Genomic DNA, 16,172 nt, shown 5'->3' with positions numbered 1-16,172 from the left:
AATTAAACCTTACCTTCTTGTCCGGTCCGGCGTGGCCTGACTGGAGAAGAGGAGCCGCGCCATTTTTCAGGATGGCGCGCCAGGGAATTGATGACGCCCAGAGCGGTGAGCATGGCCGCTGAACCAACCAGAACCACCCCCAGAGCCTGTCCCAACATAACGCCTTTGGGCCCGTAGGCAGCGCCGATGGAGACGAAGGGAATCGTGCCCAGCGTGGCGCGGCCCCAGTTGAAAGCCGTTGAAAACAACGGGCGTCCCAGATTGTTGAAAGCCGTGTTGGAGACGAAAAGCAGACCGACGAACATGTAACTGGCCACCACCCAGTCGCAGAACAGGCGCACCAGGCCGATGCCAGCCCCCTGGACCTGGAACTGCACCAGAATGAGGTTCTGGCACAGAAAGAACACCAGCCAGGCGATACACACGCAGAGCGCGGTAAGCTTGAGGGTGCACAGAAAGGCTTCACGCACGCGTCCGATCAGGCCGGCCCCCAGATTCTGGGCCATGATGGGGCCGACTGAGCCGGTCAGAGCAAAGACGAAGGCGAAAGCGACAGGCATGAGCCGGTCGATCACGGCCTGCCCCGAGACGGCGTTGAGACCGAACCGTGCCATGGCATGCATGACGAAGAGATTGCCGCAGGGCGTGGCCAGATTGGTGGCGATGGCAGGCAGCGCGATGGCCCCCACGATGCGGGCTGCCACCGGTAGAAAGCGCCGTGAAGGCCATTCCAGCAGATCATGGCTGCGCAGGTTGAGAAAACCGCTCAACGCCATGACCAGGCGTGCCAGAATGGTGCTGATCGCAGCGCCTTCGAGCCCGAGGTGAAGGCCGAAAATCAGCAACGGATCCATGAGCGCGGTGCAGAAAGCACCTGACAGGGTGACGCGCATGGCCTGGCTGGCTGCGCCGACGGCCCGCAGCATGGAAGACAGAGCCATGCCCAGGCATACCAGCGTCAGGGTGGGAGAGGTCATGTGCATGAAGCGTGTCGCCTGGGTCAGTGCCTCGCCCCGAGCTCCCAGCAGAACAAGAAGGGGATGGGCCAGCACGGCCGTGGTGACCCCCAGGACCAGCGTGACGGTGACCATGAGGCAGAGGAAAGCCGAAGCGATCTTGCGTGCACGTGCATGCCTGCGGGCACCGATAAGGCGTCCGGTTGCTGCACCCAGACCGATGGAAAGGCCAAGAGCGACTGAATTCTGCACGTAGTTCAGTGAGGTGGCAAAGGCGATGGCGGCTGTCAGGGAGGGATCATGCAGATGGGAGATATAATAATAGTTCAGCAGATCAACGACGAAGAGCGCCATCAGTCCGACCGCTCCCGTTCCGGCCATGATGATGACATGGCGCAGAATGGAGCCCTGCACAAAACGAGGCACCCGGCGATCGGGGCCCCGAAGAGCTGAGGTGGCGGCAGGAACGGGCCGGGCAGATGAGTTGGGAAAAGACGGTTTCGGCATGAAACGGCATTCTGCCCGTTTTACATCCCGGGAGCTAGCGGCCCTGGTGCCTCAGATAGGCGTGTGCCCTTTGGCTGGGAAGCGCGTTCAGGAAAGATAACTTTCAGTTTCTGGGACCTGTCGTGCCGAAGCCGGTATCGATGATGGCTGCGGTCACGGTTTTTGCGAGGGCATCGGGCGTGGTGCGGGTGGGATTGAAAGTGACCTGGGCCTCTTCCGGCTTGAGGGTGACGTGAACCTGCGTCACATCGGGCACCTGCTCAAGGGCTTTGGTTAGGCTGGCCACGCAATGATCGCAGACCATGCCGGTAACCGGGAAGATGAGAGTGGGCTGTTGGGTCATGAAAGTGATCTTTCCTGCATGTGGTTTCGTGAAGACCGGGGAAACCTTAAGAGATGTGCAAGCGGTCGCCTGGTTCGGCACCAGCCATGAGCGCCGGGCTCTGGAGCCGCGTCTGCCTCATGTTTATACCATTTAATATAGTTCTGCTTGTTCCGCCTTGTTCCGCTATGCACAGGGGCGATCTTGCTGCAGTCATCATGAGGAGAGCGCCGTGACCGTACTGAAGCCATCCAGTTCTGTCAGCCCTAGTGAAGAAGAGCCTGACCTGGTGCCGCAGGTGGTGGCGCGTCTGTTGCTCAATGCGCGTCATAATGCCCACAAAAGCGGAGGTGAAAGTTCTGGTGCGCCACTGCGCGAGCTGCCGCCCTCGCTTGTGCCGGGAAATGCTGCGCAGGCCTATGAGATCCAGGATCTCATGCGCCGTGAACTCGAGCAGAATCACGCCCCTTCCGGCGGCCCGGTCGTCGCCTGGAAGGTCGGGGCAAGCTCGCCGCAGGCAGAACCGGTCTGTGCACCTATTCACCGGGGGACTGTTTTTGCCAGCGGAGCGGTCATTCCTGATGAGTTGTGCCATGTTTTCGGCGCGGAGGCGGAGCTTGGTTTCCGCCTGTCGCGCGCTTTGCCGCCCCGCGCCACGCCCTGGACGCGGGAGGAAGTGGAAGAGGCCATTGGCTCAGTTCATGCCGTTATTGAACTCGTTGATTCCCGTTTCGAGACTTTCGGCAGCCAGTCCGCGCTGACGCATCTGGCTGATCAGGCCAGCCATGGCGCCCTGATTATCGGCTATGGTCGGCGCAACTGGCGTGATTTTAATCCAGCCGAGCTGAACATGAAGATGTGGATCGACGGCAAGCTTGCTTATGACCAGAGCGGCGCTACCCCGGCTGGTGACCCGGTGCGGCTGCTCGTCTGGCTTGCCAACCAGGCCAGCAGGCGGGGACTGGGGCTGCCGGCGGAAGTGACCATCATCACCGGCTCCACGATGGGATCGCATTTCGTGGGGCCGGGAACGGCGCTGAAAGTGCTTTTCAGCGGCCTGCCTGAAGTCACAGCCAGCATCGCGCCGGCCAGTCCGGCCTGAGAGCTGTCGGCACTTGTTTTGCGCCGGGCCGCTCTCCATAAGAATAGGGAGGTTGGGGCTGTTCCGATAATGGGAGAGACAGGAAAGCCCTTGGCAAGAGGAAAGGAGAGGCAGGACGAAATGGAAGCGGATGTTCATGCCTTTGCAAAAGTCCGGCTGCTTTTTTCGCGCTTTCTCCGACCTGCCGATCGCAGGCAGCGTAGGCTTCCATTGGTTCTCGCTCTTCTGGCTTTGGCCGTTGTGATCTGTCCGCGTCTTGGCAATGCCTGTGGTTTTGCCATGTCAGGGGCGCTATCAGAGCACGGCGTCCCTGGTGCCTGCCACATGGCCTGTGGTTCTGGCTGTGCTCCAGGCCATGGATTTACAGTATTTTCCAGCCAAAATGTTTCTTTGCCTTCTGCTGCGGTGACGACCGTTTCAAAACCTGCTGCTGGTCCGCAGGTGTCCGGCTTTACAGGATGTTGTCAGGCAGCTTTGTCAGCCTGTCATCCTGCCGTGCTGGCCGATAAGCTCACCCTGGTTTCTCCGCGGCTGGGACAGAGCCTGTCATGGCCGCAGCGGGTTGCCAGACTGTTCTCCCACCGTCCTGAAAACCTTCTGCCACCGCCCCGTTTCCTGCCTGCCTGAAATCCTTTCCTGGAAAACAAAAGTTTTTCAGCCTGTTTTTCTTGCGCCAGGCAGGAGTTCCGTGTGTCTGATTTTCTATCCCGCCGCCGCTTCCTCGCGGGGGCTGCATCGTTGGTGGTCCCGAAAAGGGGACTGGCTGCTCCGGCTGCCGCGACAACCTTCCATATCACTGAGCAACGTCTGACCATTGACGGCAAGACGGCTCCGGCCCTGCTGATCAACGGGTCCCTGCCGGCACCGCTGCTGCGGTGGCGGGAAGGCACCGACATGCAGGTGACGGTGCATAATCACCTTGATGTCCTTACCTCCGTGCACTGGCACGGGCTGCGGGTTCCTTCCTCGCAGGATGGAGTGCCGGGGCTGAGCTATGCCGGCATCGCCCCGCGCAGCACTTTCACCTACCACCTGCCCCTGCGCCAGAGCGGCACTTACTGGTACCACAGCCATGTGGCCGGTCAGGAGCCGCGCGGCATGTACGGGCCCCTGATCCTCGATCCCGCCGGGCCTGATCCCCTGCCGCCTGTCGCGCGCGATTATATTATCTTCCTCTCGACCTGGACGGATGTCCTGCCGCCCTGGATCGTCTCCAATCTCAAGATGGATGGCGATTACTATAACTTCCGCCAGCGCAGCGTCGCTTCCCTGCCCATGGAAGCCCGCCGGCAGGGAGGCATGATAAACGCGCTGGAAGACCGGCTGATGTGGTCGGGCATGCGCATGTCAGCGACCGATATCTCCGACACGAGCGGGGTGATCCTGAGTTATCTTCTCAACGGCCAGGCCAATACGCCGGGCTGGAGCGGACTGTTCCGCAAGGGGGAGCGCGTGCGCCTGCGGTTCATCAACGGCAGCGCCATGACCCTGTATGACGTGCGTCTGCCCGGCCTGCCTATGCAGGTGGTGGAAGCGGACGGCAATGCGGTGCAGCCGTTTGAGGTCGATGAGTTCCGGATCGGCGTGGGGGAAACCTATGTGGTCGATGTCGTGCCCGAACAGGAGAAGCCTTACACGATCTTCGTGCAGAGCGAGGACAGGACCGGCTACGCCCGGGGCACCCTGACTCCGCGCCACGGCTGGTACGGGCCGGTTCCTCCCATGGATCCGCGCCCTGTCCGCACGATGGTGGACATGGGCATGAGCATGGGACCGGGCATGAAAACCGGCATATCCATGCCCGGGCCGGACAAAGCGGATTCAGCCCTGCGCGAGATCGATGATCCGGGGCCGCCTCCGCTGAGCGTGGAGAACCAGTGGACAGACCCACACCCCACCAACCGTACCGCCAGCCCCGGGGACGGGCTGGAACACACCGGCAGGCGGGTGCTCAACTACACGATGCTGCGCGCGCTCCATCCCCAGCCGGCCCCTTTGCCGACACGTGAGATCGTGATGCACCTGACCGGCAACATGGAGCGCTACATCTGGGGCTTCAACGGGCGCAAGTTCTCGCAGTCCGGTCCCATCCGCCTGCTGCGCAACGAGCGGGTACGCTTTCGGGTCATCAATGACACGATGATGGAACATCCCCTGCACCTGCACGGTTTGTGGAGCCAGCTGGAGAACGGGCAGGGAGAGGCCTGCCCGCTCAAGCACACGATCATTTCACAGCCCGGCTCGGTAATGCGCTTTCTGGTCACTGCCGACACGCCGGGCCGGTGGGCCTGGCACTGTCACCTCGCCTATCACATGGATACCGGCATGTTCCGGGTGGTGGAGGTGCTGTGATGAAGCCCAAGCACCTTCTGAGAAACGTTCCGAGGCTATTGGTTCTTGTGATTGCTGTTGGGGTTCTGCCGTCAGCGCGGGCTTCAGCGCCAGTCATGGTGAGGCTGGGCGATAAAAATTCACCAGGTTCCATGACGATGTCAGCGATGCCGGCCCCTCCAACAGGCCAAGAACCTCGGCTTTCGGAGCAGAAAACGAGACAGAAAATCTGGTACGGCGGTGCGGCGGATGCACCGGGGCCGCAGCCCATGGTGTTTATCGGTCACGTCACACCGGTCAACGATCAGGGGCGCTGGTGGCATGGCCTGCTCAACGAGTTTGAAGGCCGGTACGCGCCTCATGGCAACAGCGCCTTCCGCTGGGACGGCGAAAGCTGGTACGGGGGTGACTTCAACCGGGTCTGGCTCAAGACTGAGGGCACCGTCACCCCTGCTGCGCAGCGCAGAGACCGTGTCTCTGATGGCGACCAGGAACTGCTCTACAGCCGCGCCCTGACCAGCTTTTTCAACTTTCAGACCGGTCTGCGGCTTGATCTCGACAGCGGGCCTGTGCGGGCCTGGGGGGCGATCGGCATGGAAGGCCTGCTGCCTTACGAGCTGGAGGCCTCAGCCACGTTCTATTTCAGTGACCGTGGCGTGGCAGGAAAGCTGGAAGGCTTCTACGACATCCTCCTGACCAACCGGCTCATCCTGCAGCCGCAGGTGGAGATGAACTTCTACAGTGCCGCTGACCGTGCGCGTGGCGTGGGGCAGGGCCTGTCCGATATCGATACGGGCCTGCGGTTGCGCTACGAGATCTGGCGCAAATTCGCCCCTTATGTCGGCGTCACCTATGACGGTCCCCTGGGGCAGGCGCGGCGCATGGCAAATGCTTCCTGGCACCGCGAACGCGCCCGGGACGGCAGGCGTGTCTACCGTCCCGGTCGTGGGCCGCGCTTCACTTTCGGCATCAGGAGCTGGTTCTGAGGACCTGGCGCCTGAGGCGCTCAGTGCAGCGGATTGTTCATCATGTCGGTCCAGCGGGCGCTGGCGGCATTCCAGACAACGTCGACACCGGTGCGGCCGTTGAGGGTGCAATCGGTGCAGCGGGCATGCTGGCCGTCCTTCAGGGGTGCGGCGGAGGTGGAAGCGGGCAGGCGGCTGCGCGGAAAGGCCGGAAAAGCCGGTCCGGCCGCAGAGCCCGGGGCCGTTATGGGGCCGGTGCTCAGGCGCGCTGCCTCCAAGGCGCCGAAATGCGCCGGCTGCGTGGTGCGCAGACCGTCTCTCTTACTGAGCGAGAGCAGGAGATCAGCCGGCGTGCCCGAGCTGTCAGCATTGATGTCATAGAAGGTGAAGCCGCCCTGCTTGCCGCTAGGGTCAATATTGACCAGGCTTGTGCGCGTCTGGCTGCCGTAATCGTTCCACTGCAGCGTCGTTCCCTGGCCGCCGAGAAGCCCGCTTCCGTCAGGCATGGCGTGGAGGGTCAGCCCGTTGGCGAAATTCGTCGGCCGCGTGCCGGTGAAATCGACGGCATCCTGGAAGTGGGCCTTGCCGTGGAAGACAGCATTGGCCTGGCTGTCCTGACAGAGGCCCGGAACATTGCCGGCGCTCAGCAGGCACAGCGTATCAGGAGCGTTCTGGTAGTTCCAGGCCAGCTGGACCATGTCCACCCCGCCCTGCATCCTGTCGGAACGCTGGCCGTCAATATTGAGACCCAGCCGTACGTCCCAGTTCGTCCAGGAAGTGCCGGGGGCTGTGTCCTTGAAGACTTTCGCTCCGAAATGAAGCGTGTTTCTGGTCGGCAGGTCGGAGGCGAAGTCAAACAGGATATGGTTGTCGCCCTGTACCTGGGGGGCGCCATTGCCGGGCAGCCAGGTGTTGTAGCCCGAGAACTCCAGCCCGTCCGAGTAAAGCTGGGCCACATAGGCGCGTTTGAGGCCTGGGCCGTTCACCAGATAGGCATAGCTCTCGTCAGTGCTGGCATTGGGGGCACAGTGATCGCACTCATAAGAGGTCGTCCAGCCGTGAAAGGACATCGAGTGCGGCCTGGTGAAATTGCGCGGTCGGAAATCCAGCTCTTCGCGCTCATAGGCATTGGCGCGGGCGGTGGGATGGGGGCCGTAGATGCGGTCCGCGTCCATGCTGACATAGGTGTTCTTGGAGAAGATCTTCGCCGGTACCCCTGCAAAGACCAGCGGAACGGCGGCTGAGGATTTGAGCGTGTCCAGATGGGCCGGATCGGGCACCTGCCCGCCTGCCGCGTTGCCGGCTCCCAGAACGGCCCAGCCGTAAACCGTGATGCTGGTGGGCGTCCAGGACTTGATGAAGCCCCAGTAAGCGTTCTCATTGGGCAGGCCCTGCCAGTTGCGGGGGGGCAGGTGAGGGTCGACGACGTTGGTGGCCAGATACATTCCCTGATGCAGCAGGGCCATCTCGGCATCAGTCATGGGCCGGGCAAGAGAGACGGTCGTGGCGGTGAAGCGGGTGGCGCGGGCGGTGACGCGGGCCTGGGAAAGCTCGTCATACTGGTAGAAACCGGCCACAGCTGCATCACCATGGGCCACAGCAAAGGCGCCCATGCGGAAATCAATCCCTGACAGCGCGGCCTGTGCGCCGCCCTGGTGGAGGTTGTCAGGCGTGGAGAACACGCAGAGCGTGCAGCCCGCATTGTAGTTGCCGTAAGGGCGGCCGACGATTGACAGCGCTTCAGGGGCCGTAAAGCCGAGATCGGTGGGAATACCGCCCAGAATGGCGGATTCAGCGCCCAGGGTGAAGGCCTCGCGGTATATCTGCGCGCCGGGTAGTCCGATGACCGGTGGGGCGAGCGTGCGCCCGTCTGGCGCCTGATAAGGGCGCTGAATCATAAGAGCGGAGGTGGAAAGAGGGGTATCTGCACGGAGCAGGGAAAGAGACTGGGGCTGAGCCGGTTTCAGGGCTGTGGGAAATGGCCTGGCCGAGGCAGGGCGCGTCGTAATGCCGGCCCCTCCCAGAAGCAGGGAAAGTCCAAGGGTGAAAAAGGCAGGTTTTTTCATGTTATCCTCACTGTTGAGAGAGGGGATCTGAGGGAATATTTCCCCAAAGGAAAAGAATTTCTGTGATTTTGTTTGGTTTTATTTCGCAAATACCAAGAGAGAGATTTAAGGTCAGGGGATTACAGGCCAGTGATTACTTCACTTCTGTCCGCTATCAGCCGGAAGGCGAGTGGGCAGAAGAAGTGCTGAGCTGGCAGGCGCGCCGCAGGGTCAGCCAGCCGGTCAGAGCGGCGATCAGCGAGCCCGCCAGAACGCCGAGACGGGCCTGCATCAGCGGAAGTGCACCACCGAAGGCCAGGCTGGCAATGAGCAGGCTCATGGTGAAGCCGATACCGCAGACCATTCCCATGCCGAGCAGCCAGCGCCCCTGAACGCCAGGCATGGCAGGCAACAGGCCCAGCCGGTTGACCCCCCACACCGCTCCGCACACCCCCAGGGGCTTGCCGAGCACAAGGCCGAGGGCGGGGCCCAGAAAAGGCGCTGCTGCCAGAAAGGCCGGGGTGAAAAGCCGCAGGTCCACGCCGGTGCTGACGAAGGCGAACAGCGGCAGGATGACCAGACCGACAGGCAGGGCCAGTTGCCGGTTCAGCCTGTGGCCGCTCTGCAAGGGTAGGCAGAAGCCAAGCACGACTCCGGCCAGTGTGGGCTCCAACCCTGCACGGAGCAGGAGAGCCCACAGAATCAGGGTAAAAGGCAGATACGCCCAGAGCTGGGGCACCTTCCTCCAGGCCAGCAGACCCATGCACAGCAGAGGTACCAGGGCTGCCGCCAGGATACCCAGCTGGGGGGAGTGGCCGTAGAACAGCGCCATGATGACAATGGCGCCGAGGTCATCAAAAATTGCCAGCGCCATGAGAAAAGCGCGCAGATTGCCCGGAATGCGCGGCAGGGATGCCAGGATGGGCACAGTGAACGCCGCGTCCGTGGCTGTCGGAATGGCCCAGCCCTGCAGGGCTGGGGCGCCGGCAAGGTTGAGAAAGGCGGAACCGCAGAGAGCTGCCACCGCTCCTGGCACGGCCATGCCCCCCACCGCCCCGACCAGGGGCAGGGCGGCGCGTCTGGGAGAGGCGAGAGGGCCGACAAGAAGATCATGTTTGATCTCCAGGGCCAGCGTTGTGAAAAACACGCCCATCAGCCCTTCACTTATCCAGTTTGCCACTGTGAGAGGAAAAGCCGGAAAAGGCACCCAGGCCAGCAGGGCGTGGTAGAGAGGAGCGAGCGAGGTGGAAGCACAGCCAAGGCCCAGCACTGTGGCCAGCACCAGCAATATTCCGGTTACTGCGGGGCCGCTGAGACGTTCACTGAATTTCTTACCAGCCGGCATCGGGCGCGATGAGTTTCACGCTCAGCGTGCCGGTAAAGTATTTGTTGCCGCTCAACGGTATCTGGCCGTTGCCGTTCTGCAGTTGCAGTGCGCCGTGACTGCGGGCGTAGATGGATTTGAACCGGTCGCCGAGATTGTGCCCGACATCAGCGGTGATCAGGTAGTTGAGCGTGCCATTGTCAGATCCCCCGCCGGGGCCTGCTTTCAGGAAAACGCGCATCTTGTAACCGTCGATCTGCCAGCCCTGGCTTCCCTGACTGACCTTGATCTCCTTCTGGCCGCGCCGGTCGCTCGGGTTGACTTCGATAACCAGCTTGACCGGCTGCTGAGGGGCCTTTCCGGCCACAAGCACTGTCGGCTGGAGCCGGGCTTCGATGTGGTAGATGCGGCCGAAGGCTTCTGCCCGGGCCTGCGGCGTGCCAGCCAGGCCTGAAAGCCCCAGACCCGCAAGCAGGCCGACAGCACCCAGAATATGTCGGCGGGTGGGAAGCTTCGGAAGGGGGCTGGTGTTCTTGAGGGGCATTGCAGGATTCTACTTTCTTTCAACCGGGCCGCATCACGACCACCCCAGATAAAACCATAAATTTCAGCAATTAACAAAAAGCGAGGTTCAGGGGCCGGGAACCTGCAGATTATCTGCCGGTAACCGGCGGGGAGGGCGCCAGTGCCGGCAAGGGGGTCTATGAGTCGAATGAGTTGAAACCCTGTCTTTCCTCCCCATATCAACCGATAAATCAAGACGTTTCCCTGCCAGTCTTGCTCAGTGTCCCAGTATGCGAATGTTCAGCAGCCCTTTTGATGGCTGTGGGCAGGCAGGATGAAGCCAGCACCCGGGGAAATTTGGAGAAAAGATGATGACCCAGGATAAGAAACCGGATTCACATAAATCAGCCTCCGCCAAAAACTCAGATGCGGCCAATGCCTCTTCCCGGACTGGGCCGTCAGGCAACAAGGCTGACAAAGCCGTTTCAGGCGCGAGTGACGCCACTGAGCACAAGTTCAGCGCCGAAGTGGAGCGGCTGCTCGAGCTGGTGGTGCATTCCCTTTATTCAGACCGGGAAATCTTCCTGCGCGAGCTGGTCGCCAACGCGGCTGACGCGATGGACAAGCGGCGCTTTGAAGCCCAGACCGACCCGGCCCTGGCCCTGCCTGAAAACGCCGGAATCGTCATCACACCGCTCAAATCCACCCGTACGCTGACAGTTTCCGATGACGGGCTGGGCATGACGGCTGAAGACCTGGCGCAGAATCTCGGCACGATCGCGCGCTCAGGCACGCGCGCTTTCGGTGAAAAGCTGGGAGAGGCCAAGCCTGAAGACAGGCCGAACCTGATCGGGCAGTTCGGCGTCGGTTTCTATTCAGCTTTCATGGTGGCTGACCGGGTGACTGTCATCTCCCGGCGCGCCGGAACAGATGAGGCGCTGAAATGGGAATCAGACGGCAAGGGCAGTTACACGATCTCTCCTGCCCATCGTGACCAGCCCGGCACGGATGTGATCCTGCACATGAAGGCCGATGCGGAGGAATTTCTCGATCCATGGCGGTTGCGTGAGCTGATCCGCAAATGGGCCGACCATATTTCCTGGCCGGTCCGCCTGCGTGAAACCGGCCAGGACGGCAAGGTGGAGGAGCAGACCATCAATGCGGGCACCGCCCTGTGGATGCGCCCCAAAGCCGATGTGACCCAAGAGCAGTACACGGAGTTCTATCGCCACCTGGCGCGTGCGTTTGACACCCCTTACGCCATGATGCGCTGGCATGCGGAAGGCACGACGGAATTCACGGCCCTGCTGTTCATCCCGGGTGCACGACCTTTTGATTTCCTCGAGCAGCCCAACCGTGAAAGCCACATCCAGCTTTACGTCCGGCGCATGTTCATCACCGATGATGCGCATCTCGTGCCCAACTGGCTGCGCTTCGTCCAGGGTGTTGTCGATACGGACGATCTGCCGCTCAACGTGTCGCGCGAGATGCTGCAGTCCACGCCTGTTCTGGCGCGTATCCGCAAGGCCGTGACGCGGCGCGTGGTCAATGAAATCAAGAGCCTGGCCAAGACGGGGGGTGAAGAGTTCCTGCAGTTCTGGGAGAATTTCGGCCTCGTCATCAAGGAAGGCCTTTGGGAGGATGCGGAGTATCGTTCCGCTATTGCCGAGTTCGCGCTTTTTCGCACTACCCACGATGAAGGCTGGACCACGCTTGACGGCTATATCAGCCGCATGAAGCCCGAGCAGGAGGCGATCTACTATCTGGTCGGTGACAATCTCCAGGCCATGCGTGCCTCCGCTCAGCTGGAGGGTTTCAAGGCCCGCGGCATCGAAGTCCTGCTGCTGACCGATCCGGTGGACAGCTTCTGGCCCGAGCGTATGCATTCCTACAAGGATAAGGTTTTCCGCTCCGTCGCGCAGGCCCGCAGTGACCTGGAGAAGCACAAGGTCGATGAGGCGGCGCTGCCCAAGGGCGAAGCGGCGGATATGGCCAAGCTTCTGCCTGCGCTCAAGGAGGCGCTGGGCGACAGTGTCAAGGAAGTGCGGGACACCGACCGCCTGACAGATAGTGCTGTGGTGCTGACGCAGGAAGGCGGCCCCGACCTTGCCATGCAGCGCCTGCTGCGCCGCTCCGGCCAGGCCGTGCCGGAAGTGGCGCCGGTGTTGGAGATCAATCCGCGCAACCCGCTGATCGGCGAGCTGGCCGAGCGGGTCGGGAAGGGCGAGAGCGTGACAGATTACGCCCGTGCCCTGCTTGACCTGGCGCGCGTGCAGGAAGGCGAGCCCCTGCCGGATCCGACCGGTTTCGCCCGTTTGCTGACTTCCCTGCTGGCCGGCGGGAAAGCCGCTTCCTGACCGCTCAGCCCTGCAGGTTTGAAACCGTGAAAGGCGTGAAAAGGGAGAACCCATCGGTTCTCCCTTTGCTGTATTTGTGGGCGCCTTTGGAGAACGCGCTTTGCCCGTGTCTTGTCAGGGCTTAGGCAGCCCGCTAAGGCAGGGAGAACGCGCGCGCCGGCTCTTGTTTTTGCAGGCGAATTTCTGACAATGCCTGACCTGTCTGCCTTTTCCGGATCGGAACAGGCGCAGATTCCCATTCAGGAAATTTTCATGACGACGCCTTACGCTGAAGAACCCTCTCCTCACCCTGGCGCCTTCCCTGCGGCTGCTTTTGCGGGGCTGGGGGCACGGATGCGGGCTTCACTGGAAAAGCTGCCTGCCCTGCCGCATTGGGTGGTACCAGTGCTTCTTTTTGTAGTCGCGCTGGCGATGCGGGCGCCGCTGTTCGGCAATGCGCTGATCTATAATGATGAGGATTTCTATCTCTACGGGGGCGGACAGATGTGGCTGGGGCGCTGGCCCTATCTGGATATTTGGGACCGCAAGCCCTTCGGCCTGTTCGCGCTTTTCGCTTTTTTCCATGCGTTCGGTCCCTGGCGCTTCTGGGCTTATCAGCTCTGCGCGACGGGCTGCGTCTGGCTGACCGCGCTGCTTGTGCGCCGCATGGCCCTGCTGATCGCCTCGCCGGGCGGTGCGTTCGTGGCGGCCGTCTTCTATATTGTCGCCCTGGAAATCCGCAAGGGTTTCGGGGGGCAGACGCCTGTTTTCTACAATCTTCTGGTCGCCTGCGCCTTCTGGCTGGTCGTCTCTCAGATGGAAGCCCTGCAGCGCCAGCCTGCCCGCCTGCGCCTGACCGGTCTTGTCTGCATGGGCCTGTTCGGCCTGGCCCTGCAGCTTAAACCGACAGTCGTGTTCGAGGGGATGTTCCTGGGCCTGTTCCTGTTATGGCTGGGCTGGAAAGGCGGCCAGAAACCGCTCGCCCTGCTGCTGGATGGTATGCTGTGGGTTGCAGCGGCGCTGCTGCCGACAGTGCTGGTCGTTCTGGGATATGTGCTGACCGGACATGGGCGGGAATGGTGGTTTGCAAACATCCTCTCCTTTTTCCACCGGGCCAATGCGCCTGAGCCGCGTGATGTGCGCCAGCTGCTGGTGATTGTGGGGATTTTCCTGCTGTGCGGCTGGGTCTTCACCTGGGCGCAGAAAACACGTTTTTCAGCCGCCCAGAAAAGAGCCTATCTGTTTCTGAGCGCCTGGGCCCTGGTGGCGCTGGGCGCAGTATGGCTGGTAGGGGGCTATTTCATTCACTACGCCCTGCCCCTCATGCTGCCGCTTTCCATTCTGGTTGCGCCTGTCTGGCAGGAGCGGACGGGCAAGCTTCTCCTCATTGCGGTCCTGGTGGCGCTGATCTCAAGCGGTGTGCGCCAGGTCAGGCATATTGCCAAAAAGCGGGGTATTGAGACCTACCGGGAGATCGTACGCACCCTGTCCGATCCGCCCGGCTGCGTGTTTGAATATCTGGCCACGCCTATTCTGATGGATGCCACGCCACAGGCTGCACGCTGCCAGCTGACACGCTGGCCCTTTCCGGCTCATCTGGGACTGCGGCGTGAGCAGGGGGCGATGGGTGTGACGCCTGATGAGGGGACGGAAGTGACGCGTATTTTTGCAGCGCATCCGCGCTATGTGGTGATCAATGATTTCTTTCAGGACCCGAAGGATGAAGGGGTCCCTGCCACGGACCTGGCCGTGATCAGGCATCTGCTTGCTGATTATGAGCCGGTCTACCTTCACCGCCGCAGCCAGCCCGTGCCGGGGCGCGTCGCCCAGGTACCGCCTGCAGCAGCGGCTGCGCTTGTGGCTGCCATGCACACACGCCTGCAGGGCCCGCTGAAGGAAGGCAAGCGCGCTGATGTGGATTTCAGTATCTGGCGCCTGCGCCCCGGTCTGCAGGCCGATCTGCCGCGTCCCGATCTTTCGGGCCCGGCCGTTCAGTAACCGCCCTCTGGTGCCAGAGCAGGAGCGGTCCTGGTAGACTGCAAGGGCCGTCAGGGAGCGGGTGAAGTGGGTTCTCTGCGCTGCCAGATGACCATGTCCTCTTCCCTGTCGCGCCCGTGCCTGCGGTGCTCGCGGTGGTGATAGACCGCAACGTAATCGCGCTGCAGAATCTGTGCGAGGTAACGGTCAAGGGGCGGGTTCGCTTCAGGATCGCCGCTCCGCTCAGCATCCATGATGCTGGAGGCGGTGGCGACGTAGCGGGGGCGGCCAGCCATGACCCGCTTGAGTTCGGTGAAGGGATCAATGCCGATCGAGTTCACTTCCTGTGCGTCGCCGAGGTGATCGGGGAAGGACCAGGGCGTGAGATGGCAGCCGGCCAGGGTGGGCGTTGCATCCAGCAGGATGCCCTGGGCCTTGTATTCAAACACGCAGCCGGGTGGGTCGGACACCGCCCTGAGCATCGCCTGCCAGTCCGCGCCTGTCCGGTCGGTGACGCGACGATGGACCTGGAGTTCCCCGCCGATTGTTAGAACGGCCAGAAGCAGCAGAACAAGGGCACGTCCCAGGGGTCGTTGCCACAGCGGCGCCCAGAGAATGGCAAAGGGCACGAAAAGGGGCAGGGCGTAGTATTTGTAATACTGCGTGAACAGCAGAACCGCGATCACGGCGACCAGCGCCCATCCTGAAATGAAGCGCCAGACGGTTTTCTGGAAAGGGGTGAAGCGGAGCGCCAGAAAGCGGCTGAGCGGCCAGGCAAGTGTCAGGATTGCCAGGGTGAAGAGAAGATTCAGGAACTTGTGCCACTGAAACTCGGCCCCGCGGTGCAGGGAGGAGAGGACATTGGCCTGCCACCAGGCTGCCACTGCGTGCAGATGGACGTAATAGATCACGACCAGAAGGGTGGGCAGCAGGGCGATAAGGACCATGAGCCCGGCCTGGCCCAGCAGCATGGCGCCTGCACGGGCTGCTCCCGGCTTCTGGGAAGCGGAGAAGCGGTAGGAGAACCACAGCAGGGCCAGCGCACAGTAGACGCCTTCAAAAACGACGGTCGGCTTGATCTGCAGCCCTAGCCCGAAAAGCGCCATCGCGCCGATCTCGGTCAGAAGCAGCTTGCCAGTCAGGCGGGGGGGAGGCTTTCTGGAGAGGGGCTGGTCTTCCGGCAGGACGCGATCAGGGTTGGCCAGCGCGAGCAGCTGCACAACCAGCAGAAAAGCGCAGGCTGTGAGGAAATTGTAGAAAACCGGCGTTTCCCCGCCGAAACCTCCACGCATGTTGAGGCCCGCGACATAGAGCAGCGCTGCGGCGACCGCCCCACCGTTTGGTGCAAGGAGGCGGGCCATGCGCCAGATGGCCATGGCGGTGCCCCAGACACAGGCGCAGGCGCCAAGCTGATAGGCCCAGAAGCGCCAGGGCCCGAAGGCATGGAAAAAAGCGAAAAGCGCAAACAGGCCGAAGGGCTTGCGGTCCCAGAAGTCCAGATAGAGCTTGTGGCCGGCCAGAAGCTGCCCGCCTCCGTAGAGGTAGAAGCCGTCATCATCATCGAGGAGGGGATTGCCCAGCGTGGCGCCGCGCAGGGCCAGGATGACGAAAGCCAGGAGCAGCCCGACGCACCAGCCGTTGCGCCACCACGGGGTGCGGGCCTTGCCGGCAGGGGTTTCATGAAGGGTTGAAGCAGGGTGGGTCATGTGCGTCCTGAGCCGTACCTCTGTTCATGTTCACCTGTTGCATCCCTCCCTATCACTGCCATGGGCGGATGTGTTTTGAAGTTTTTTTTATTTTCCG

General features: G+C 62.0%; 11 protein-coding genes. 5 read left to right on the top strand and 6 right to left on the bottom strand.

What is annotated here, in order from left to right; translation table 11 throughout:
* Nucleotides 1-2 precede the first annotated feature (2 nt).
* Nucleotides 3-1,337, bottom strand: a complete 1,335-nt coding sequence (locus E3E11_RS03860) for an MATE family efflux transporter (RefSeq protein WP_168189237.1) — start codon at nt 1,335-1,337, stop codon at nt 3-5.
* Nucleotides 1,338-1,566: 229 nt separating this feature from the next.
* The gene (locus E3E11_RS03855) at nt 1,567-1,806 is read right to left on the bottom strand and encodes a heavy-metal-associated domain-containing protein (RefSeq protein ID WP_141451259.1); all 240 of its coding nucleotides are present in this window, start codon (nt 1,804-1,806) and stop codon (nt 1,567-1,569) included.
* Between the two features lie 211 nt (nt 1,807-2,017).
* Between E3E11_RS03855 and E3E11_RS03850 the strand changes: the two genes are divergently transcribed.
* From E3E11_RS03850 to E3E11_RS03840, 3 genes are all read left to right on the top strand, one after another.
* Nucleotides 2,018-2,887 carry a 2-keto-4-pentenoate hydratase gene (locus E3E11_RS03850; RefSeq protein WP_141451258.1) on the top strand — a complete coding sequence of 290 codons (870 nt, stop codon included), beginning with the start codon at nt 2,018-2,020 and terminating at the stop codon, nt 2,885-2,887.
* A 690-nt stretch (nt 2,888-3,577) separates the two neighbouring features.
* Nucleotides 3,578-5,239 (top strand): copper resistance system multicopper oxidase, encoded by a 1,662-nt coding sequence (locus E3E11_RS03845; protein WP_141451257.1) that lies wholly within the window; start codon nt 3,578-3,580, stop codon nt 5,237-5,239.
* Nucleotides 5,240-5,370: 131 nt separating this feature from the next.
* Nucleotides 5,371-6,204: a copper resistance protein B gene (locus E3E11_RS03840; protein WP_141451256.1), complete on the top strand. Its 834-nt coding sequence runs from the start codon at nt 5,371-5,373 to the stop codon at nt 6,202-6,204.
* Between the two features lie 20 nt (nt 6,205-6,224).
* On the opposite strand, the gene E3E11_RS03835 is transcribed toward E3E11_RS03840, so the two are convergent.
* The 3 genes from E3E11_RS03835 to E3E11_RS03825 form a co-directional block, all read right to left on the bottom strand.
* Nucleotides 6,225-8,249 carry a hypothetical protein gene (locus E3E11_RS03835; protein WP_141451255.1) on the bottom strand — a complete coding sequence of 675 codons (2,025 nt, stop codon included), beginning with the start codon at nt 8,247-8,249 and terminating at the stop codon, nt 6,225-6,227.
* A gap of 154 nt (nt 8,250-8,403) precedes the next feature.
* The gene (gene nhaA / locus E3E11_RS03830) at nt 8,404-9,573 is read right to left on the bottom strand and encodes a Na+/H+ antiporter NhaA (protein WP_141451254.1); all 1,170 of its coding nucleotides are present in this window, start codon (nt 9,571-9,573) and stop codon (nt 8,404-8,406) included.
* A complete protein-coding gene (locus E3E11_RS03825; RefSeq protein ID WP_141451253.1) occupies nt 9,560-10,096 on the bottom strand; it encodes a hypothetical protein in 537 nt (178 codons plus the stop codon). The genes nhaA and E3E11_RS03825 overlap by 14 nt, the downstream gene beginning before the upstream one ends.
* A 328-nt stretch (nt 10,097-10,424) precedes the next feature.
* On the opposite strand from E3E11_RS03825, the gene htpG reads away from it, so the two are divergent.
* Both htpG and E3E11_RS03815 read left to right on the top strand, forming a co-directional pair.
* Complete coding sequence (htpG, locus tag E3E11_RS03820; RefSeq protein ID WP_231118996.1) at nt 10,425-12,413, top strand: molecular chaperone HtpG; 1,989 nt, start codon at nt 10,425-10,427, stop codon at nt 12,411-12,413.
* Nucleotides 12,414-12,665: 252 nt separating this feature from the next.
* Nucleotides 12,666-14,390, top strand: coding sequence for a hypothetical protein (locus tag E3E11_RS03815; RefSeq protein WP_141451252.1), 1,725 nt, complete (start codon nt 12,666-12,668; stop codon nt 14,388-14,390).
* A 50-nt stretch (nt 14,391-14,440) separates the two neighbouring features.
* Here E3E11_RS03815 and E3E11_RS03810 read toward each other — a convergent pair whose 3' ends face one another.
* Nucleotides 14,441-16,075, bottom strand: a complete 1,635-nt coding sequence (locus tag E3E11_RS03810) for a hypothetical protein (protein ID WP_141451251.1) — start codon at nt 16,073-16,075, stop codon at nt 14,441-14,443.
* Between the last annotated feature and the right edge of the window lie 97 nt (nt 16,076-16,172).

The organism is Oecophyllibacter saccharovorans, from assembly GCF_006542375.1.
Lineage (GTDB): Bacteria > Pseudomonadota > Alphaproteobacteria > Acetobacterales > Acetobacteraceae > Oecophyllibacter > Oecophyllibacter saccharovorans.
Note: the sequence above shows the minus strand (reverse complement) of the source record. Positions and strands in the feature narration are given on the sequence as shown.